This is a genomic window from Vibrio sp. 378 (assembly GCF_033339435.1).
The window spans coordinates 1-1,317 of record NZ_JAWOUO010000086.1; the positions used below are offsets into that span (position 1 = coordinate 1).

Annotated in this window: 1 protein-coding gene; it reads left to right on the forward strand. The window is 45.3% G+C overall.

The genetic code is table 11. The annotated features are described in order from the left end of the window. On the forward strand, window positions 1-1,317 hold a 1,317-nt coding region (locus tag R7Q48_RS24255; RefSeq protein ID WP_318132640.1), incomplete at both ends, for a sulfite reductase flavoprotein subunit alpha.

The window sequence follows — 1,317 nt, forward strand, 5'->3', positions numbered from 1 at the left end:
CTCACAAGAATGTGTCTGAAGATAATAATGGGCAAGGAGGAAATCCTCCAATCACAAGCCCTCTGAATGACCAACAATTTAATTCACTCCAACAAACTGTCTCTGAGTTGTCTTCGCAGCAACTTGCTTGGGTCAGTGGGTACTTTTGGGGTTTAGCTCAACATCAACCAAGTGCGGCGGCAACACCAATCGCCCAAGCAGCTGCCGCAGTATCAGCAAAGCCTGCCGGTAAGTTGACCATCATTTTTGCTTCTCAAACCGGTAACGCAAAAGGTGTTGCTGAAGCGTTGGAACAAGAAGCAAAGGCAGAAGGAATTGCAGTAGAGTTGTTTGATGCAAGCGACTACAAAGGCAAAAACTTAGCCAAAGAAACGCACGTCATCATTGTTGCTTCTACCAACGGTGAGGGTGAAGCGCCAGACAATGCCATTGAGCTGCACGAGTTCTTACAATCTAAGAAAGCGCCTAAGCTATCAAACCTTCAATATGGTGTGATTGCATTGGGTGACTCTAGTTATGAGTTCTTCTGCCAAACTGGTAAAGACTTTGACACGTATTTAGCAAAACTGGGCGCGACGTCTTTTATTGACCGTATTGACTGCGATGTTGATTACGAAGCGGCAGCGGAAGAATGGCGCAAGAATGCGCTAGGTAAAGTTAAAGAGACACTATCTTCTGGCAATGAAGCGGAAATTGTTCAACTTCCTGTAGGACAAGCGGCAGCTTCACATTCTCAGTACAACAAACAAAATCCATACACAGCGACGTTACTCACCAGCCAAAAGATCACGGGTCGAGACTCGGGTAAAGATGTTCGCCATATTGAAATCGATCTAGATGGTTCGGGTCTGACATACCAACCAGGTGATGCTTTGGGTGTGTGGTACGAAAACAGCTCTGAGCTTGCCAATCAAATTCTAGGCAAAGTTGGTTTGTCTGGTGTTGAAACAGTTGACGTTGATGGCGAAAGCTTATCTATTCACAGTGCTTTAGTGAGTAAGTTCGAGATCACGACATCTAACCCACAGCTAGTGGCTAAGTTTGCCGAGTTATCTGGCAGCAAGAAACTACAAAAGCTGGTGGAAGATAAAGACAAGCTTCGTGAGTATTCAGCCAACACTCAAATTGTTGATGTATTCGCAGAGAAGAAAACCAAACTGACCGCAGATGAGTTGGTTGGTTTATTGCGCCGTTTGACGCCTCGTCTTTACTCTATTGCTTCTAGCCAAGCTGAAGTGGATGAAGAAGTACACCTTACCGTCGGATTGGTTGAATATGACCACAATGATGAAAAACGTTACGGTGGCGCATCGAGCT